Source organism: Streptosporangium nanhuense (assembly GCF_059358815.1).
Window position 1 is genome coordinate 225,016 of sequence record NZ_JCADBG010000003.1, and the last position, 15,608, is coordinate 240,623.

At 70.0% G+C, this 15,608-nt stretch carries 19 protein-coding genes; 4 read left to right on the forward strand and 15 right to left on the reverse strand.

From position 1 onward, the window contains the following. Positions 1 to 43: 43 nt before the first annotated feature. From nuoE to AC5L38_RS08895, 7 genes are all read right to left on the reverse strand, one after another. The gene (gene nuoE / locus AC5L38_RS08865) at positions 44 to 775 is read right to left on the reverse strand and encodes an NADH-quinone oxidoreductase subunit NuoE (protein ID WP_495242265.1); all 732 of its coding nucleotides are present in this window, start codon (positions 773 to 775) and stop codon (positions 44 to 46) included. Then, on the reverse strand, positions 772 to 2,142 hold the full coding sequence (locus AC5L38_RS08870; protein ID WP_495242266.1) for an NADH-quinone oxidoreductase subunit D: 1,371 nt from the start codon (positions 2,140 to 2,142) through the stop codon (positions 772 to 774). The genes nuoE and AC5L38_RS08870 overlap by 4 nt, the downstream gene beginning before the upstream one ends. Continuing rightward, positions 2,139 to 2,825: an NADH-quinone oxidoreductase subunit C gene (locus tag AC5L38_RS08875; protein ID WP_495242267.1), complete on the reverse strand. Its 687-nt coding sequence runs from the start codon at positions 2,823 to 2,825 to the stop codon at positions 2,139 to 2,141. Before AC5L38_RS08875 ends, AC5L38_RS08870 begins: the two co-directional genes overlap by 4 nt. Further along, positions 2,822 to 3,373: a NuoB/complex I 20 kDa subunit family protein gene (locus AC5L38_RS08880; protein WP_030916695.1), complete on the reverse strand. Its 552-nt coding sequence runs from the start codon at positions 3,371 to 3,373 to the stop codon at positions 2,822 to 2,824. The genes AC5L38_RS08875 and AC5L38_RS08880 overlap by 4 nt, the downstream gene beginning before the upstream one ends. A gap of 2 nt (positions 3,374 to 3,375) precedes the next feature. Next, positions 3,376 to 3,735, reverse strand: a complete 360-nt coding sequence (locus AC5L38_RS08885; protein ID WP_362862500.1) for an NADH-quinone oxidoreductase subunit A — start codon at positions 3,733 to 3,735, stop codon at positions 3,376 to 3,378. Between the two features lie 121 nt (positions 3,736 to 3,856). After that, a complete protein-coding gene (locus AC5L38_RS08890; RefSeq protein WP_389919303.1) occupies positions 3,857 to 5,134 on the reverse strand; it encodes a geranylgeranyl reductase family protein in 1,278 nt (425 codons plus the stop codon). Positions 5,135 to 5,294: 160 nt separating this feature from the next. Continuing rightward, positions 5,295 to 6,020 (reverse strand): demethylmenaquinone methyltransferase, encoded by a 726-nt coding sequence (locus AC5L38_RS08895; RefSeq protein WP_495242268.1) that lies wholly within the window; start codon positions 6,018 to 6,020, stop codon positions 5,295 to 5,297. A gap of 78 nt (positions 6,021 to 6,098) precedes the next feature. Here AC5L38_RS08895 and AC5L38_RS08900 point away from each other — a divergent pair, with 78 nt between their 5' ends. Then, entirely contained in the window at positions 6,099 to 7,403 is a 1,305-nt protein-coding gene (locus tag AC5L38_RS08900; protein ID WP_495242269.1) for a hypothetical protein, read from the forward strand. On the opposite strand, the gene AC5L38_RS08905 is transcribed toward AC5L38_RS08900, so the two are convergent. Further along, positions 7,387 to 7,584: a DUF4229 domain-containing protein gene (locus AC5L38_RS08905; RefSeq protein ID WP_495242270.1), complete on the reverse strand. Its 198-nt coding sequence runs from the start codon at positions 7,582 to 7,584 to the stop codon at positions 7,387 to 7,389. The two genes, AC5L38_RS08900 and AC5L38_RS08905, sit on opposite strands and share 17 nt — an antisense overlap. A gap of 262 nt (positions 7,585 to 7,846) precedes the next feature. Here AC5L38_RS08905 and AC5L38_RS08910 point away from each other — a divergent pair, with 262 nt between their 5' ends. Continuing rightward, positions 7,847 to 8,086 carry a BldC family transcriptional regulator gene (locus AC5L38_RS08910; protein ID WP_012887349.1) on the forward strand — a complete coding sequence of 80 codons (240 nt, stop codon included), beginning with the start codon at positions 7,847 to 7,849 and terminating at the stop codon, positions 8,084 to 8,086. A gap of 256 nt (positions 8,087 to 8,342) precedes the next feature. Here the strand turns inward: AC5L38_RS08910 and AC5L38_RS08915 are convergent, their stop codons facing one another. Both AC5L38_RS08915 and AC5L38_RS08920 read right to left on the reverse strand, forming a co-directional pair. Beyond that, positions 8,343 to 8,582: a hypothetical protein gene (locus tag AC5L38_RS08915; RefSeq protein WP_389919314.1), complete on the reverse strand. Its 240-nt coding sequence runs from the start codon at positions 8,580 to 8,582 to the stop codon at positions 8,343 to 8,345. Between the two features lie 10 nt (positions 8,583 to 8,592). Next, positions 8,593 to 9,429, reverse strand: coding sequence for a hypothetical protein (locus tag AC5L38_RS08920; RefSeq protein ID WP_495242271.1), 837 nt, complete (start codon positions 9,427 to 9,429; stop codon positions 8,593 to 8,595). Positions 9,430 to 9,542: 113 nt separating this feature from the next. Between AC5L38_RS08920 and AC5L38_RS08925 the strand changes: the two genes are divergently transcribed. Next, the gene (locus AC5L38_RS08925) at positions 9,543 to 9,842 is read left to right on the forward strand and encodes a PLD nuclease N-terminal domain-containing protein (RefSeq protein WP_495242272.1); all 300 of its coding nucleotides are present in this window, start codon (positions 9,543 to 9,545) and stop codon (positions 9,840 to 9,842) included. A 197-nt stretch (positions 9,843 to 10,039) separates the two neighbouring features. Here AC5L38_RS08925 and ccsA read toward each other — a convergent pair whose 3' ends face one another. The 5 genes from ccsA to AC5L38_RS08950 are packed head-to-tail and all read right to left on the reverse strand — an operon-like array spanning position 10,040 to position 14,589. Beyond that, entirely contained in the window at positions 10,040 to 10,987 is a 948-nt protein-coding gene (gene ccsA / locus AC5L38_RS08930) for a cytochrome c biogenesis protein CcsA (protein ID WP_495242273.1), read from the reverse strand. Then, a complete protein-coding gene (gene resB, locus AC5L38_RS08935; RefSeq protein WP_495242274.1) occupies positions 10,977 to 12,563 on the reverse strand; it encodes a cytochrome c biogenesis protein ResB in 1,587 nt (528 codons plus the stop codon). The genes ccsA and resB overlap by 11 nt, the downstream gene beginning before the upstream one ends. After that, positions 12,563 to 13,297: a cytochrome c biogenesis CcdA family protein gene (locus AC5L38_RS08940; RefSeq protein WP_495242275.1), complete on the reverse strand. Its 735-nt coding sequence runs from the start codon at positions 13,295 to 13,297 to the stop codon at positions 12,563 to 12,565. The genes resB and AC5L38_RS08940 overlap by 1 nt, the downstream gene beginning before the upstream one ends. Before the next feature lie 27 nt (positions 13,298 to 13,324). Continuing rightward, positions 13,325 to 13,894, reverse strand: coding sequence for a TlpA family protein disulfide reductase (locus tag AC5L38_RS08945; protein ID WP_495242276.1), 570 nt, complete (start codon positions 13,892 to 13,894; stop codon positions 13,325 to 13,327). Between the two features lie 56 nt (positions 13,895 to 13,950). Continuing rightward, positions 13,951 to 14,589: a histidine phosphatase family protein gene (locus AC5L38_RS08950; protein WP_495242277.1), complete on the reverse strand. Its 639-nt coding sequence runs from the start codon at positions 14,587 to 14,589 to the stop codon at positions 13,951 to 13,953. A gap of 145 nt (positions 14,590 to 14,734) precedes the next feature. Here AC5L38_RS08950 and AC5L38_RS08955 point away from each other — a divergent pair, with 145 nt between their 5' ends. Continuing rightward, positions 14,735 to 15,601 (forward strand): EamA family transporter, encoded by an 867-nt coding sequence (locus AC5L38_RS08955; RefSeq protein WP_495242278.1) that lies wholly within the window; start codon positions 14,735 to 14,737, stop codon positions 15,599 to 15,601. The last annotated feature ends 7 nt before the right edge of the window (positions 15,602 to 15,608 follow it).

The window sequence follows — 15,608 nt, forward strand, 5'->3', positions numbered from 1 at the left end:
TGACCGGCGCGCCCGCTCGTGGTGGCTCCGCTCCGTGGCACGCTCACGCCTCCGGAGCCTTCCATCCCTTGGCCTTGGCGATCTTCAGGCCCTCCAGGGAGGGACCGTTCGCCGAGGGGCCGTCGCCGGCCAGGCCGTCGGGCAGGCCCGCGAGCACCCGCGAGGCCTCCTTGAACGTGCAGAGCTTCTTCGGTCCCCGGGTGGGCGAGAGCTCCTTGCCGTCCCTGAGGTCGTCGACGAGCTGCTTGGCCGAGGCCGGGGTCTGGTTGTCGAAGAACTCCCAGTTGACCATCATCACCGGGGCGAAGTCGCAGGCGGCGTTGCACTCCAGCCGCTCCAGCGAGACCTTGCCGTCGGGGGTCGTCTCGTCGTGGCCGACGCCGGCGTGCTCGGACAGCTCGTCCCAGATCTGGTCGCCGCCCATGACCGCGCACAGCGTGTTGATGCACACGCCCACGTGGTACTGGCCCATCGGCTTGCGCTTGTACATCGTGTAGAAGGTGGAGACGCCCACGACCTCGGCCTTGCTCAGGCCGAGCATCTCGGCGCAGAACTCGTGGCCGTCGTCGGAGACGTAGCCGTCCTCCGACTGCACCAGGTGCAGCAGGGGCAGCAGGGCCGACCGCGGCTTCGGGTAGCGGCCGATGATCTCCTTGGCGTCGCGCTCCAGGCGCTCACGCACCTCCGGCGCGTACCCCTTGGTCACGGCCGCGCTCACCTCCTCGCCGCTCGTCGCGCCTGCCCTGCCGTCGGCCGGGCCCGTGGTCGCGCTCATCGGTCGACACCTCCCATCACCGGGTCGATCGAGGCCACCGCCGAGATGACGTCGGCGACCGCGCCGCCCTCACACGTCGCGGGCATGGCCTGCAGGTTCGTGAAGGACGGGTCGCGGAAGTGTACGCGGTAGGGGCGGGTCCCGCCGTCGCTGACCACGTGGGCGCCGAGCTCGCCGCGGGGCGACTCGACCGAGGCGTACGCCTGCCCGGCCGGGACCCGGAAGCCCTCGGTCACCAGCTTGAAGTGGTGGATCAGCGCCTCCATGGAGCCGCTCATGATGTGCGCGATGTGGTCGGGCGAGTTGCCCAGGCCGTCGGGGCCGAGCGCGAGCTGCGCGGGCCAGCCGATCTTCTTGTCGTCGATCATCACGCGGTCGTTCTTGAGCGGCCCGGAGAGGCGGTCGAGCGCCTGCTCAATGATCTTGAGCGACTCCTCCATCTCGGCCACCCGTACCAGGTAGCGGCCGTAGACGTCGGCGGTCTTCTCCGTCGGGACGTCGAACTCGTAGGTCTCGTAGCCGCAGTAGGGCTGCGACTTGCGCAGGTCCCACGGCAGGCCGGCGGCCCGCAGCATCGGGCCGGTGACGCCCAGCGCCATGCAGCCGGTGAGGTCGAGGTAGGCGACGTCCTTGGTGCGGGCCAGGTAGACCGGGTTCGCGTCGAGCATCTTGCGCATGTCCTTGATGCGCCCCGGCATGACCTTGAGCAGCTCGCCGACCTTGTCGACGGCGCCGGCGGGCAGGTCGACCGAGACGCCTCCGGGCCGGACGTAGGCCATGTTCATCCGCAGGCCGGTGATGTACTCCATCACGTCGAGCACCATCTCGCGCTCGCGGGACCCGAAGAGGAACGGCGTGGTCGCGCCCAGCTCCATGCCGAAGGTGCCGATCGCCACCATGTGCGAGGAGATCCGGGTGAGCTCCATCATCATCACGCGGATGGCCTGGGCCCGCTCGGGGATCCGGTCGGTGATGCCCAGCAGCCGCTCGACGCCCATGCAGTAGGCGGTCTCGTTGAAGATCGGCGCCAGGTAGTCCATCCGGGTGACGAACGTCGTGCCCTGCGTCCAGGTCCGGTACTCGAGGTTCTTCTCGATGCCGGTGTGCAGGTAGCCGATGACCGTGCGGGCCTCGGTGACCGTCTCGCCGTCGAGGTTCAGGACCAGGCGCAGCACGCCGTGGGTGGACGGGTGCTGGGGGCCCATGTTGATGACGAGCTGCTGGTCCTGCTGGCCGGAGAGGGTCTCGACGAGCTCGGTCCAGTCGTTGCCGGAGACGGTGTAGACCTTGCCCTCGGTGGCCTCGTCGTACGTGTCGTCGTACGAGGACCCGATGGTCTCCTTCGTCTCCTGGTAGGGGACGCTCATGTGTAGGACCTCCTCTGGTCCGGCGCGGGGATCTCGGCGCCGCGGTACTCGACCGGGATGCCGCCGAGCGGGTAGTCCTTGCGCTGGGGGTGACCGTCCCAGTCGTCGGGCATCATGATGCGGGTCAGCGCCGGGTGCCCGTCGAAGACGATGCCGAAGAAGTCCCAGGTCTCGCGCTCGTGCCAGTCGTGCGTCGGGTAGACCGAGACCGTGGAGGGGATGTGCCGGTCGTCGTCGGGGCAGGAGACCTCGACGCGCAGGCGGCGGTTGTGAGTGATCGAGCACAGGTGGATCACCGCGTGCAGCTCCTGGCCCACCAGGTGGGGGTAGTGCACGCCGGAGACGCCGAGCGAGAGCTCGAAGCGCAGGGCGGGGTCGTCGCGCAGGGCCTTGACGACGTCGAGCAGGCGCTCGCGCCTGACGTGGAAGGTCAGCTCGCCGCGGTCGACGACCACGCGCTCGACGGCGTCGCCGAGATCGCCGCCGAGGGCGCGCTCCAGCTCGTCGGCGATCGTGTCGAAGTAGCCGCCGTACGGGCGGGCGCTGGACAGCTCGGGCTTGCGCCGCACGACGAGGCGGCCGTAGCCGGAGGTGTCGCCGGTGCCCGAGGCGCCGAACATGCCCAGGTGCGCGACCGGCTCCTCCGGCACCTTCGGGAGGTTGTCGGCGGGTTCGCTCGTCATTTGGCGGTCCCCTGGTCGATCAGCGGCAGCGTCCGCAGGGCCTGCAGTTCGAGCTCGTCGATCTGCTTGGCGCGGTGCGCGCCGAACTTCGTGTTCTGGATCTTGTCGTGCAACTTGACGATCGCGTCGATGAGCATCTCGGGCCGCGGCGGGCAGCCGGGCAGGTAGATGTCGACGGGGACGACGTGGTCGACGCCCTGCACGATCGCGTAGTTGTTGAACATGCCGCCGCTGGAGGCGCAGACGCCCATGGCGATGACCCACTTGGGCTCGGCCATCTGGTCGTAGATCTGGCGCAGCACCGGGGCCATCTTCTGCGACAGCCGTCCCGCGACGATCATCAGGTCGGCCTGGCGCGGAGACGCCGAGGCGCGCTCCATGCCGAAGCGCGCCAGGTCGTGCTTGGGACCGCCGGTGGACATCAGCTCGATGGCGCAGCAGGCGAGACCGAACGTCGCCGGCCAGACGGAGTTCTTGCGCGCCCAGCCGGCCACCTGCTCGACCGTGCTGAGCATGAACCCGCTCGGAAGTTTCTCTTCAAGACCCATATCTAGTCCCAGTCCAGACCCTTGCGGCGCCACACGTACGCGTAGGCCACGAGCACGGTGACGATGAACAGCAGCATCTCGATCAACCCGAACATCCCGAGCTGGTCGAACGCGACCGCCCACGGATAGAGGAAGATGATCTCGATGTCGAACACGATGAACAGCATCGCGGTGACCATGTACTTCAGCGGGAACCGGCCGCCGCCCACGGGCTGGGGCGTCGGCTCGATGCCGCATTCGTAGGCGTCGAGTTTCGCGCGGTTCCAGCGCTTGGGACCGGTGAAGGGGGCGATCGTCACCGAGAAGATCGCAAATCCCGCCGCGAGAACGGCGAGCACCAGGATGGGTGCGTACAACTCCATCGCTACGCCTCCTCTCCCATCTCCACGCGCGCCGGCGCGTAGCTCTGCGTTTTGGTGTATTTCGAAAGTCTAGGCAGGGCGATCATCGCCCCCGGTTCCAGGTGTCCGGCCCTCGTCGTTCTCATGCCGGTGGCGCCACCTTCGACAGTGCGTTGATGATGCGGTCGGACGCGTCGCCCCGCCGGTCGGTGAGATTAGCAAGGAGCTTGAGCGCGAACCGCATCAGGTGCGGGTGCGGCAGCGCGTGACGCGTCGCGAAGTTCATCACCCCGCGGTGCCCGATCAGCTCCACGAAGCCTCTGCCGAGGGTGAAGTAACCACCGTATGCGTCTTTCAACGTCTGAGGGTAAGCGCGCAGCACGCGCTCCCGCTGCGCGGGGGTGACCCTGCCGAGCGCCTGGACGATCGTCTCGGCGGCGATGTGGCCGGTCTCCATCGCGTACGCGATGCCCTCGCCGTTGAACGGGTTGATCATCCCGCCGGCGTCGCCCACCAGCACCAGGCCCCGCGTGTAGTGCGGCTGGCGGTTGAAGGCCATCGGCAGCGCGGCGCCCCTGATCGGGGTCGTCATGTTCTCCTCGACGTAGCCCCACTCGGGGGGCATGCCCTTCACCCAGCGCTTGAGCAGGTCGCGGTAGTCCATGCCCTTGAAGGACTCGCTGGTGTTCAGCAGCCCCAGGCCCACGTTGGAGGTGCCGTCGCCGACGCCGAAGATCCAGCCGTAGCCGGGCAGCAGGGTGTCGCCGTCCCACAGCTCCAGCCAGGTCTCCAGGTAGTCGTCGTCGTGGCGGGGGCTCTCGAAGTAGGTCCGGACCGCGACGCCCATCGGGCGGTCCTCGCGCTTGTGCAGCCCCATCGCCAGGGAGATGCGGGTGGAGTTGCCGTCGGCGGCGACCACCAGCCGGGAGCGGTAGGTGACCTCCTCGCCGTCACGCTTGGCGACCACGCCGACGATGTGCCCGCTGCGGTCGTCGAGGACCGGGGCGGTGACGTTGACCCCCTGCAGCAGGCGTACGCCCGCCTTGACCGCGTTGGCGGCGAGGATCTCGTCGAAGTCCTGGCGGGTGCGCACCAGGCCGAAGTCGGGGAAGCTCGAAAGCTCAGGCCAGTCGAGTTCGAAGCGCATCCCGCCGCCGACCACGCGCAGGCCCTTGTTGCGGACCCAGCCGGGGGCGTCGATGTCGATCCCCATCGCGATGAGCTGCTTGACGGCTCGGGGCGTCAGCCCGTCGCCGCAGACCTTCTCGCGGGGGAAGGTGGTCTTCTCGAGCAGCAGGACGTCGAGCCCGGCCTGCGCGAGGTGGAATGCGGTTGTCGAACCGGCGGGCCCGGCGCCGACGACGATGACGTCGGCGTCAGCCTCAGCGACTTTCCGCTGTGGGGCGGCTGGCACGGTCACGGGACCTGTCCTGTCCTACACGCTGTGGGGGCCTCGGGGTAAGGGGCCTTTCGTTCCTTTGTGAAGAGCTTCACAAACTTGTCGGGCCGAAGTCTAACGCCTTTGCGGGGCAAAGTGTCAGGCGGGTGTTGCCCTCGTCGCCAATCTTCCACGCGGGCGGCTACGCGGGCTTGTACGCGCGGTGCAGGGCCACGATCCCCAGGCTCAGGTTGCGCCAGGCGACCCGTTCCCAGCCAGCTCCCTGGATGATCCTCGCCAGCCCCGCCTGGTCGGGCCAGGCCCTGATCGATTCGGCCAGATACTCGTAGGAGTCGTCGTTGGAACCGAAGAGCTTCGCGGCCTGGGGCATCAGCTTCATCAGGTACTGCGAGTATACGAGGTCGAACGACCTGGGCGTCGGGTGCGAGAACTCCAGGATCACCAGCCGCGCGCCCGGCCTGGCCACCCGGTACATCTCCCTCAGCGCCCGGCCGGTGTCCTGGACGTTGCGCAGCGCCGTGGAGATCGTCACCGCGTCGAAGACGTCGTCGGCGAAGGGCAGCCGCAGCGCGTCGCCCGCGACGAAGCTGACGCCGCGCACCCCGCCCCCGGATATGCCCGAGCCGCCCCTGCGCCTGACCCCGGTGCTCAGCATGCCGAGCGAGAAGTCGGAGGCGATGGCGCGGGCACCCAGCGTGGTGAACGCGTCGGTGGACGTACCGGTGCCCGCGCCGAGGTCGAGGACCAGCTCGCCGGGGCCCGCGTCGACGGCCGCGGCGGCGGCCTTGCGCCACAGCCGGACCTGGCCCAGGGAGATAACGTCGTTGACAAGGTCGTAGCGCCTGGCCGTGCGATCGAACATCGCGGCGACCTCGTGCGGCTGCTTGTCCAGAGAAGCGCGCGTCATGACTCCCACCCTAGGCCCGCCCCGACAATCCACGGAAAGTAGTCATTCCATCACCCAGAGCATGCTAAAAATTGTCGAATGTTTGCCAGAGCCACTTACGCGCTGGTCGCGGCCCTGACCCTGGTCCCCCCCGGGACCGCCGCCGCCGGCACCACGGAGCACGACGGGGTCGTCTCGGCCGATCCGGTCGGCACCACCCCCCACGTGCTCGACGGGATCGTCAACGCCATCGCGCTGGTGGACGGCACGGTGGTGGTCGGCGGCTCGTTCGCAAAGGTGCGCGAGGCCGCGGACGAAAGGGTGCTGCCGCGCGCCAACCTCTTCGCCTACGAGCTCGCCACCGGCCGGATCCTGCCCGGCTTCGCGCCGCGCCTCGACCGGCCGGTCCAGGCCCTGGCGGCGGGGGTCCACGGCACCGTCTACGTGGGCGGGCGGTTCACCAAGACCGGCGGCGCGCGGACGCGGGGCCTGGCCCTGCTCCGGCTGTCCGACGGCTCCCCGCTCCCCCGCTTCGGCGCCCAGGTCCGCGGCGGCACGGTCACCAGCCTGGCCAGGTCCGGCCGCCACCTCTACGCGGGCGGCGACTTCACCCACGTCGGCCCGGTCGCCCGTACGGCGCTGGCCAGGCTCGACGCCGTCACCGGCGAGGCCGACCCGTCCTTCACGATCGAGCCGGGCGCGCCCAGGGGAGGCAGGACCAGGGTCCACGCGATCTCCCTCGGCCGCGGCAGGCTGGCGGTCGGCGGCGACTTCACCACCCTGGGCGGCCTGCCGCGCGCCCAGCTCGGCCTGGTGGGCGTCGCCCCCCCGGCCGCCACCGCGCGGGGCCTCGCCGCCTCACCGGCCGCGGTGGCACCGTGGCGGACCGACGCCTACCGGGGCAGGTGCATGGCCGACTTCCCCGGCTACGTGCGGGGGCTCGACTTCGCCCCCGACGGGAGCTATCTGGCCGTCGTCACGACCGGCGGGCCGGGGGGCCGGAGCAGGATGTGCGACACCGCCGCCCGGTTCGAGACCGGCGCCCCGTCCGAGACTCGCGCGGTGCGGCCGACGTGGGTGAACCACACCGGGGGTGACTCGCTGTACGCGGTGGCGGCGACGGGGGCGGCCGTCTACGTCGGCGGGCACCAGCGCTGGCTGAACAATCCGGACGGCCACGACTCGGCGGGCCCCGGGGCGGTGGCGCGGCCGGGGATCGGCGCGATCCATCCGCGCACCGGCAGGGCACTGGCATGGAACCCGACGCGGGAGCGCGGAATCGGGATCAAGGCATTCCTCGCGCATCCCGGCGGATTACTGGTTGGTAGTGACACAACCCGCCTTGGTCACGAGTACCATGCCCGAGTCGGCATGTTCCCGTTGCCGATCACTCCCGATTCTTAGTGATTCGCTCGCTCACCGCGTCTCTCTGCTTCGAGAGCAGGACGTAACTGGCCACACCGCTGACCAGGAATGCGGCGATCAACAGGACCAGGGGCTGGCGCAGGCCGAGGATATAGAGCACTCCAAGGCTCACGGCCAGCAGACCGGCTCTGGACGCGGTGTAAACGATGACGGGATGCACACGTCGAGGCTACGTCACTCCGCTCAGAACCTCGCGATCGCGGTGGCTGTACGCGTAACTCTTCGCATCTACTGCGAGCACTGCTAGTCTTCCCAAGAGATCTGTTTCGTAAAGAAACACCCACGAGAGTCCCAAAAAGGCTCTATCATATAACAATCGGGCAGGCAGTAGATAACAACCCGTGATCTTTGTTGAAAACCACGGATAAATCAGGCTTCGCTCGGCACACTGGTTACCTGTCCGCCCGCTGGCAGGAAGCGGGATGCGAGGGGGAGAGATTGTGGAGAGTAGCAGCGAGCGTCTGCTGACGCCCGGAGAGGTTGCCGCCCTCTTCCGGGTCGACCCAAAGACGGTTACACGCTGGGCCGCGGCAGGCCGCATCAGCAGCATCCGTACCCCCGGAGGGCACCGGCGTTTCCGCGAGTCGGAAGTGCACGCCCTTCTGCGTGGAGAGGACGTCTTGACGGCCGAACGGCCGGCAGGCGAGTCCCCGCGCGTCTGACGACTTATGACGTCACACCATCGGTGATCCTGCGCGCCTTACCCGGAAGCCGCAGGGTCACCGTGGAGTCATGTGAAGTAGGACACGACACGGACGGTGACCTCCCCCGTCACCGCGTTCCGCGCCCGGAGCCGTCGCGCTCCGGCCCCCGATCCTCCGGCGACGGCCTCCCCGCCTCCCGGCGACGATCTCCCGCCCGGCCCCGGAAGCCGGCCCCGGTCCTCCGCCCGGCCCCCAGAGGGCTCCTCAGGCGCCCCTAGGTCTCCTGCTCGGCCTTGAAGGCCAGGAACTCCCGCTCCAGCTCGTCGTTCTCCTCCAGCCACCGCCGCCGCCGTTCGGCCCACTCCTCCTCGGTGAGCGACTCGGCCAGCCAGCGGTCGTAGTCGGGATCTCCCGGAGAGACCTCCACGTAGGCGTTGCCGATCAGACGCCCGTCCTCGCTGGCCAGGGTCTGCGGCACGCGCAGGGTCCCGTCAGCGAGTCTGATGACGTACATCCCAGATCACCTAGATTCCGTAGCGCCGGTTGAAGAACAACATGACGTTGAGCGCCATCCGCGTGTCGCCGCCCAGCATGTCGACCAGCGCGGGGCGCTGCCGGGAGACGATCGCGGCGAAGGCGTCGGCGAAGAACTCCTTGCGGCCCAGGTCGCCCGACTGGAGATGGAACCCCGAGGCCAGCGCGGGAACGCACTGGGCGTAGAGGGCGGCGAACTCCGGGGAGTCGGAGACCCAGTCGCCGTGGGGGGCGTCCACGTCGTCCAGGGCGTGCCCGACCTCGTGCATCATCACGTCGGGGGTGGGCGAGGGCCGGTCTCCCACCACGATCTTGCGGTCGCCGTACGCCCCCGCGCACACGTCCCACGTCGCCCGGCCCGAGGGGAGCGGCGCGCCGCGCAGGTAGCCCATGTCGTCGAGGTCGGGCACCCCGCCCTCGCCGACGTAGATGCCGTCGAGGCCGTCGGCCAGCTTGCCCTTCAGCACGTCGGGCAGCCTCGCCAGGCTCTCCACCGCCCGTACGACCTCGGGGGACGGTGTCTCCCGCCGTGAGTCCCACTGGCGGTGCAGGATGCGCTCCAGGCGCCCGCAGTGGCGCAGGCCGTCGCCCAGGCCGGGGGTGTCGGGGGAGTTGGGCTGGGCCCGGGGACTCTCGTCGTCGAGCTCGAAGTCCTTCCAGGTGTACTGCGGCCGGTCGGCCACCGGGGCCGTGACCGTCCCGACCCGGCGCTCGGCCTCGCGGGGGACCTCACGCGGAGCCTCCCGCAGGGCACTCTCCGCACGCGCGGCCGGACCTCGCTGCCACCACCGCCGTCGATGGCGGCCCTTGTCGCCCGAATGTGCCATCACACCCCCTGGGGAAGTGGCAACGGGTCCACGGTACGGGGTGCGACCCCTGCCAGTCATCCGTAACACGGAGCCGGACCGCAGCAGGTCTCACGATGGCTTACAGTTCGGGCATGCCCCTGCTTGTCGGTCTGGCGATACTCGCCTTCTGGCTCTACTGCCTGTTCGACGTCATCACCACGCCGGACGAGGAGACCAGGAACCTTCCCAAGCTCCTCTGGGCGCTCATCGTGGTGCTGATGCCGATCGCCGGGGGGGCCTTCTGGTTGCTGCTCGGACGGCCGACCGGCCCCAGGGCGCCCCGCCCGCTCCAGGCCAATGAAAGGCCGCCGCGCCCCGAGGCTCCCAAGGGCCCCGACGACGACCCCGATTTCCTCAAGGATCTCGACCGTCGCCTGCGCGACGACGACTGACCTCTCCCGGCTCCCGACTCCCGACGATCGACCGGCCGGTGCGGCCGCACGGCCCACCGGGAATTCCGGCGCGGAAACTCACCGGGAATCCGGCGTGGAAATCAGCGGGATCCCGGTTGGGAAATTCGGCGAAAATTCCGATGTGAAAATTCGGCCCGAGGAAATCTCGGCATCGAGATGATTCTCGATGCCGAGAATCAGGGAACCTCGGCGTAGGAGTGCAGGCCCCCGAGGAAAATGTTCACCCCGACCAGGTTGAACAGCAGGCAGGCGAAGGCGACGAGCTGCACGATCATGGCGGCCTTTCCCTTCCAGCCCGCGGTGGCCCTGGCGTGCAGGTAGGCCGCGTAGGCGATCCAGGTGATGAACGCCCAGATCTCCTTGGGGTCCCAGCCCCAGTAGCGGCCCCACGCCTTGTCGGCCCAGAGCGCACCGGCGATGACGGCGAAGGTCCAGATCGGGAAGCCGATCACGATGGCCCGGTGCGCGACCCGCTCCAGGTCCTGCCGGGACGGCAGCCGGACCGCGGTGTCCTTCCTGACCAGGTAGAGGATGCCGGAGACCCCGGCGACGATGAACAGTCCGCTGGCGACGATCGCCGCGGACACGTGGATCGCCACCCAGTACGAGTTCAGCGCGGGCACCACGGGACCGGCCTGCACGTGCAGGTACCGCACGGCGAAACCGAGGCCCAGCGCGGCGGCGACCGTGACGAAGGCGCCCAGGAAGCGGACCGGGTAGCGAAGCTGCATGAACAGGAACGCGCTCACCGCCGCGAAGCACATCGCGACCACGAACTCGTACATGTTGCCCCACGGCCACCGGTCCACGGCCAGGCCGCGGGTCAGGAGGGAGGCGAGGTTGGTGGCCCAGCCGAGCCAGCTCAGCCCGACGGCCACCGGCCCGGCCCACACCGCCCAGGCGGGCGGCGCCTTCTCCGCGGGGGCCCCCTCGGCGGGGGCGGGGCCGGCGCCCCCGCCGACGGTGACCGGAACGGGCTGTTTCGCGCGGGCCGAAGCCGCGGCGGACCGTCCGAAGGCCAGGTCGAGGGCGTAAGCGATCATTGCGGAGACGTAGAGCAGAACCGTCGCCAGGATGAGCTGGTCGCTCAACGTGGCGAGGCCGGCGTCGACCTCAGCGGACATCCTTCACTCCTGAATCGGGAACTCCCGGGTTCGAAACCCCTGGGTTCAAGGCGGAGACGATCTCGGCGAACTCCTCGCTGAAATCGCCGCCCTCGGTGCGCGTGAGACCACCCGCCTCGACCTCGCGGTCCTCGTGGATCCGCACCCACACCCTGCGGCGGCGGACGGTCAGGGTCAGGACGAGCCCGACGACGGCGAGGACCGAGGCCACGAGGGCGGGCATCCGGCCCGGGTCGTGGGTGATCTGCAGGGCGATCCACTCCCTGACGCCGGTGAACTCGATCGAGCCGGCGCCGTTCGGGAGGGTGAGTTTCTTGCCGACCGCCAGCGGGTCGGCCTTCATGACCAGCGGCTTCATCTTCTTCAGGCTCGCCGGGTCGAGCTCGTAGACCGACTGCGGCCGGCCGGTCCGGAGGCCCAGGTCACCGGCGAAGGCGCCGTACACCTGGGCGGTGGGGTTGGCGGCGCCGGGGAAGACCGAGACCCACTCGGCGCCCATCGGGACGGTCGTCGGCAGGAAGCCGACGAGGATGCCGAGCTGCTCGGGCTGCGCGTCCGGAACCTTGATCACGCACTCGGAGGTGAAGGTGGCGGGCTGCACGACCAGGCAGGGCACCGGCCCCTCGAAGGCGACCTGGCCCTTGCCGTCGGTGATCCTGAAGGTCGGCGCGTAGCCGTGGTCGATCAGGTAGCTCAGCGTGCCGTTGACGTCCAGCGGCTCGTTGACCTTCAGGACGTAGTCGCGCGGGGCGGCGCCGGGGGCGTCCTCGACCTTGAGCCTGGCCTCGTAGTCGAGGGCCTGCCCGGCCTTCTCGCCCTTGGCGATGTAGGTCGCCTGGAAGTCGTCGACGGTGAAGGAGAACGGCTCCAGCGACTCGGCGTTCACCTGGGGGCCGGGCATGTAGCGGTCGTAGGCGGCGACCGTGTTGGCGAAGCCCTCGCCCTCCACGACCAGCACGTTGCCCCGGTAGCCGTACAGCGCCCCGGCCCCGACCGCGACCAGCAGGCCGAGCAGGGCCACGTGGAACAGCAGGTTGCCGGTCTCGCGCAGGTAGCCCTTCTCCCCGGCGACCCAGCCGGGCCCCGTGGTCACCCGGAACCGCCTGGCGCGCAGCCTCCTGGCCGCCTCCTCGACGGTGAGGTCGGCCTCGAAGGAGGCGTACTGCGGCAGCCTGCCCAGGTTGCGCGGCGCCGCGGGCGGCTTCCTGCGCAGCTCCCGCAGGTGGGTCGCGGTGCGGGGGATCACGCAGCCGATCAGCGACACGAACAGCAGGAGGTAGATCGCGGCGAACCAGGGCGCCCTGAACACGTCGAACAGCCAGAACCTGTCCAGCCACTCGGCCAGCTGAGGGCTGTCGTCGAAGTACTGGAAGACCTTGGCGTCGGAGACCCCGCGCTGCGGCCAGATCGAGCCGGGGATGGAGCCCAGGGCGAACAGGAACAGCAGGATCAGCGCGGTCCGCATCGAGGTGAGCGTCCGCCAGAACCAGCGCGCCCACCCCACGACCCCGAAGCCCGTGGGCCGCCGCGCCTCGCTCACCACTCGCTCCCCCGTCCCCGGGTCGACGGACACCATCAGATCACCGGCTCGAATCCGCCGACCCAGCCCTGGGTCGTCGCGACGAGCTGCTCCCACAGCCCGGTGACGAGCAGCACGCCGACGACGACGAGCATGACGCCACCCGCCCGCGTGATCAGCTGCGAGTGCCGGCGCACCGCCTTGAACGTCCTCAGCGCCCTGCTGTACGCCAGCCCGGCCGCCACGAACGGCAGGCCGAGGCCGAGCGCGTACGCGAAGGCGAGGATCGCGCCGCGACCGGCGCTGCCCTCGTTGAGGCCGAGGGTGAGCACGACCCCGAGGGTGGGGCCGATGCAGGGGGTCCAGCCCAGGCCGAACACCAGGCCGAGCAGGGGCGCCCCGGCCAGGCCCGCCGCCGGGAGCCGGTGGATGCGGAACTCACGCTGCAGCCCGGGAATGATCCCCATGAAGGCCAGGCCGAGCACGATCGTGAGGGCGCCCAGCACCCGCGTGATGATCCCGGCGTTGTGGAACAGGGCCTGGCCGAGGCCGCCGAAGAGCGCTCCCCCGGCCACGAACACGAAGGAGAAGCCCAGGACGAACAGCACGATGCCCGCGACCATGCGCCCCCGCCGGGGGTCGGCGCTCATGCCGGTCACGTACGACAGGTAGCCGGGGACCAGCGGCAGCACGCACGGCGACAGGAACGACACCAGCCCGGCCGCGACCGCGATCGGCAGTGCCAGCGCCAGGGAGCCGCTCGCGACGGTGCCCACCAGGTCGGCGCTCATCGCGGGCCCGGCCGTCGCCCGGAGCCGTTACCTCTCATCGCGGACCTTGGTCACGGCGGCGAGGAGGTCGTTGTACTTGACCGCGCCGAGGGCCCTGGCGGCGATCCGGCCCTGGCGGTCGATGATCAGGGTGGAGGGGATGGCGGCGGGCGGGACCGTGCCCTGGAAGGAGAGCGCGACCTTGCCCGGCTGGTCGAAGATGCTCGGGTAACCGGACTGGTGGCTGCGTTCGAAGGCGAGCGCGTCGGCCTTGCGGTCCTTGAAGTCGATGCCGAGGAACTCCACGCCTTCGGCCTTCGTCTTGGCGGAGATGTCCTTGAGCACCGGTGCCTCGGCCCGGCAGGGCGCGCACCAGGAGGCCCAGAAGTTGAGCACCACGATCTTGCCCTTGTGCGCCGCGAGGGTCGCGGTGCCCCCGTCGAGGGTCTCTCCCTCCACGGGCGGGGCGATCTTGCGGTCAGCGGCCTGGAAAAGGGTGATCTTGCCGTCGCCCGCCACGAAGCGGGTGTCGCCGGTCTGCGGCTGCGATCCCTGGTTTCCGGCGCATCCGGCCACGGCGATCAGCAGCGCGGCGGCGGCGAAGGATTGTGCGCGCATGGGTGACGGAGGCTCCCTGTACTACAACCGGTAGAGCAATCACTGTACCGGCGGGGTCAGGCGCCCGGCACAGTGGGGCGTTTGACGAGCGCGGCGGCGGGTTCGCTGTATCCGACGCTGATCAGGCGGTTTCCCTCGAAGGAGAAACTCGTGAGGCTGGCGAGGCCGCACTGCCTGCGGCGAGGGTCGTGCGGCAGGCGCCTGCCCTCGGCGGCGAGCCTGATGGTCCAGATCGGGAGCTGGTGACTGACCATGATCGCCTCATGGCCGCGCGCCGCGTCGCGGGCGGCGTCGATCGCGGCCCTCATCCGGCTGACCAGGTGGGTGTAGCGCTCCCCCCAGGAGGGACGGAGCGGGTTCCACAGGTAGCGGTAGAAGCGCGGGTTGCGGAAGAGGCCGTCGCCCCTGCCGAGGGAGAGGCCCTCGAAGATGTTCTCGGCCTCGATGAGCCGTTCGTCGATCGTGACCTCCAGGTGGAAGGTCTCGGCGAACGGGGCCGCCGTCTCCTGGGCACGCTCCAGCGGCGAGGAGAACAGCGCGGTGACGTCACGTCCGGCGACCGTCTTCGCCACCGTCTCGGCCATCTGGCGGCCGTTGTCGGAGAGGTGGTAGTCAGGGAGCCTGCCGTACAGGACGTTAGCGGGATTGTGCACCTCACCGTGGCGCAGGAGGTGAACGACGGTGGTCTCAGCCATGGTGCCGCCAGCCTACCGACAGGTACGGGTTGGTGGCCGGGCAGGTGGGCCACTCGGGCCCGATGGGACGAGATGGGACAGGATAGGGTCACCCGCGTGAGCCCCCTCGCGCTCACTCTCGTCCTCTCCTCATAGGGTCGCCTCCGTGAGCCCCCTCGCGCTCGCCCTCGTCCTCTCCTCCGCCGTCGCCCACGCCTGCTGGAACCTGATGAGCAAGCAGGCGGCCCAGGCCGACGGCGTCGTCTTCGTCTGGATGGTGGCCGCCGCCTCCACGCTGGTCTGGACCCCGGTCGCGGCGGGCTATCTCCTCCTCGGCGGCACCGGCCCCTCCTGGGCCGACCTCGGGGTGATCGCCGCGAGCACCACGCTGCACCTGGGCTATTTCATGCTGCTGCAGCGCGGCTACCGGCACGGCGACCTGTCGATGGTCTACCCGATCGCCCGCGGCACCGGCCCGCTGCTGGCCAGCCTGGTCGCCGTCCTGTTCCTGGGCGAGCGGCCGGGACCCGTCGGCGTCGCCGGGATCCTGCTGGTCGGGGTGGGCGTCCTCCTGCTCGGCGCGGCGCGCCGGCCCAGCCGCCGGGACCTGAGCGGGATCGGGTTCGGGCTGGCCACCGGGGTGTTCATCGCGGCGTACACCGTCTGGGACAAGCAGGTCGTGAGCGCCTTCGCGGTGGCGCCGATCCTGCTCAACTACGGCGGCGACCTCGGCCGCGCCCTGGTCATGACCGCTCCGGTGCTCGGCCCCCGCCGCAGGGGCCTGATCATGCCCGTCTGGCACGAGCACCGGGCCCGGGTGCTGGGCGCGGCGGTGCTGATGCCCCTCTCCTACATCCTGGCGCTGACCGCGTACACGTTCTCGCCGATCAGCGCGGTGGCTCCGGTACGGGAGGTCAGCGTGCTCGTGGCGGTGGTGCTCGGCGGCAGGCTGCTGGCCGAGGGCGACCTGACCCGGCGGCTGCTGGCGGCCTGCGTCATCGTCGGCGGCGTGGTGACGATCGCCCTCAGCTAGGGACGCC

What these genes read in the sequence shown, in the direction of transcription:
- AC5L38_RS08900 (WP_495242269.1), top strand. Translation starts at nt 6,099, where the DNA reads ATGTTTGCCAGAGCCACTTACGCGCTGGTCGCGGCCCTGACCCTGGTC.
- AC5L38_RS08950 (WP_495242277.1), bottom strand. Translation starts at nt 14,589, where the DNA reads ATGGCTGAGACCACCGTCGTTCACCTCCTGCGCCACGGTGAGGTGCAC.
- AC5L38_RS08925 (WP_495242272.1), top strand. Translation starts at nt 9,543, where the DNA reads ATGCCCCTGCTTGTCGGTCTGGCGATACTCGCCTTCTGGCTCTACTGC.
- ccsA (WP_495242273.1), bottom strand. Translation starts at nt 10,987, where the DNA reads ATGTCCGCTGAGGTCGACGCCGGCCTCGCCACGTTGAGCGACCAGCTC.
- AC5L38_RS08880 (WP_030916695.1), bottom strand. Translation starts at nt 3,373, where the DNA reads ATGGGTCTTGAAGAGAAACTTCCGAGCGGGTTCATGCTCAGCACGGTC.
- AC5L38_RS08915 (WP_389919314.1), bottom strand. Translation starts at nt 8,582, where the DNA reads ATGTACGTCATCAGACTCGCTGACGGGACCCTGCGCGTGCCGCAGACC.
- AC5L38_RS08940 (WP_495242275.1), bottom strand. Translation starts at nt 13,297, where the DNA reads ATGAGCGCCGACCTGGTGGGCACCGTCGCGAGCGGCTCCCTGGCGCTG.
- nuoE (WP_495242265.1), bottom strand. Translation starts at nt 775, where the DNA reads ATGAGCGCGACCACGGGCCCGGCCGACGGCAGGGCAGGCGCGACGAGC.
- AC5L38_RS08895 (WP_495242268.1), bottom strand. Translation starts at nt 6,020, where the DNA reads ATGACGCGCGCTTCTCTGGACAAGCAGCCGCACGAGGTCGCCGCGATG.
- AC5L38_RS08920 (WP_495242271.1), bottom strand. Translation starts at nt 9,429, where the DNA reads ATGGCACATTCGGGCGACAAGGGCCGCCATCGACGGCGGTGGTGGCAG.
- AC5L38_RS08885 (WP_362862500.1), bottom strand. Translation starts at nt 3,735, where the DNA reads ATGGAGTTGTACGCACCCATCCTGGTGCTCGCCGTTCTCGCGGCGGGA.
- AC5L38_RS08945 (WP_495242276.1), bottom strand. Translation starts at nt 13,894, where the DNA reads ATGCGCGCACAATCCTTCGCCGCCGCCGCGCTGCTGATCGCCGTGGCC.
- AC5L38_RS08910 (WP_012887349.1), top strand. Translation starts at nt 7,847, where the DNA reads ATGCGAGGGGGAGAGATTGTGGAGAGTAGCAGCGAGCGTCTGCTGACG.
- resB (WP_495242274.1), bottom strand. Translation starts at nt 12,563, where the DNA reads ATGGTGTCCGTCGACCCGGGGACGGGGGAGCGAGTGGTGAGCGAGGCG.
- AC5L38_RS08870 (WP_495242266.1), bottom strand. Translation starts at nt 2,142, where the DNA reads ATGAGCGTCCCCTACCAGGAGACGAAGGAGACCATCGGGTCCTCGTAC.
- AC5L38_RS08875 (WP_495242267.1), bottom strand. Translation starts at nt 2,825, where the DNA reads ATGACGAGCGAACCCGCCGACAACCTCCCGAAGGTGCCGGAGGAGCCG.